The sequence below is a fragment of the Microbacterium sp. B19 genome (assembly GCF_000333395.1).
GTDB lineage: Bacteria > Actinomycetota > Actinomycetes > Actinomycetales > Microbacteriaceae > Microbacterium.
On record NZ_BADA01000401.1, the window covers coordinates 1 to 990 of the forward strand.

The 990-nt window shown below is 74.9% G+C and carries 1 pseudogene; it reads right to left on the reverse strand.

The features are described 5' to 3' along the window. Window positions 1-841, reverse strand: a pseudogene (locus I5G_RS22665) (hypothetical protein); the annotation flags it as partial. Window positions 842-990 lie beyond the last annotated feature (149 nt).

Genomic DNA, 990 nt, shown 5'->3' on the forward strand with positions numbered 1-990 from the left:
CGCCGAACGGGACGAGGTTGATCGCGACGACGGCGGCACAGGCGCAGCCGACGACGAGCAGCGTTCGCCGCACGTCGGGATCGGGCGCGGCGAGCGCGCACAGCGCCGCGGCGCCCGCAAGGGCCGCGTGTACGGCGGGTCCGGCGAGCGCGACCCGGACGCGGGACGCCCGGGACGGGAGCCGCCACGCATCCGTGACGTCGACGAAGAACGCCGGCCCGAGGTAGAGCAGCATCACCCCGGCGCGACGCGGCTGTCCTCCGCCGTGCGCGAGGGTCACGCCGTGCGCCGCCTCGTGGAGAAGCGTTGCGGTCACGAGCACGAGCGCGACGACGAGGACGTCGATCAGCGGCAGCGGCGACGTCAGCGCGGCGACCACGTCGGGGGCCTGGACGCCGAGGGCGACAAGGCCCCCCACGATCAGCGCGGCGAGGGGCCACGCCAGCCACCCCCGCAGCAACGGGCGGACCAGCCGGTACAGACGGTCGAACAGGCGCGGTGCGCGCAGCGTCGCGAACTGGATCGTCAGCGGCGGGCGGTACGTGACGCGCCCCGCGGTTCGCCGTTCCGAGCCGCGGAGGAGCCCTGCCCGGCGGAAGCGGTCCGCGAGCGCGGCGAACTCCTCGGGCGTCTGTTCGGGGGCGAATCGTCGGCGCAGTTCGTCGAGACTCGCCCGCCCGTCCATCGCGCGCAGCGTGGCGGCGACGGTCGACGACGCGCGCGAAACGGGCACGCCGTCCACGCTGACGAGCCAGTGCTCCCCGCTCGCCGCCGGCTCGATGCGCACGGCGTCGGCCAGCCGAGGAGCCGCGTCGTCGGGGGCGAGGGTGTCACGCGACATCCGCTGTCCCGTCGACCCGGGTATGCAGCAGCACCATGCCCTCGCCGGAGCGGATGCCATTCGTGAGCACCGGAATCACCTCGGGCGGTGCGAACCCCGCGTCCCGCAGCTCGCCGGTCACGATCGTCTCGTCGAGGATGGCAGGCGGG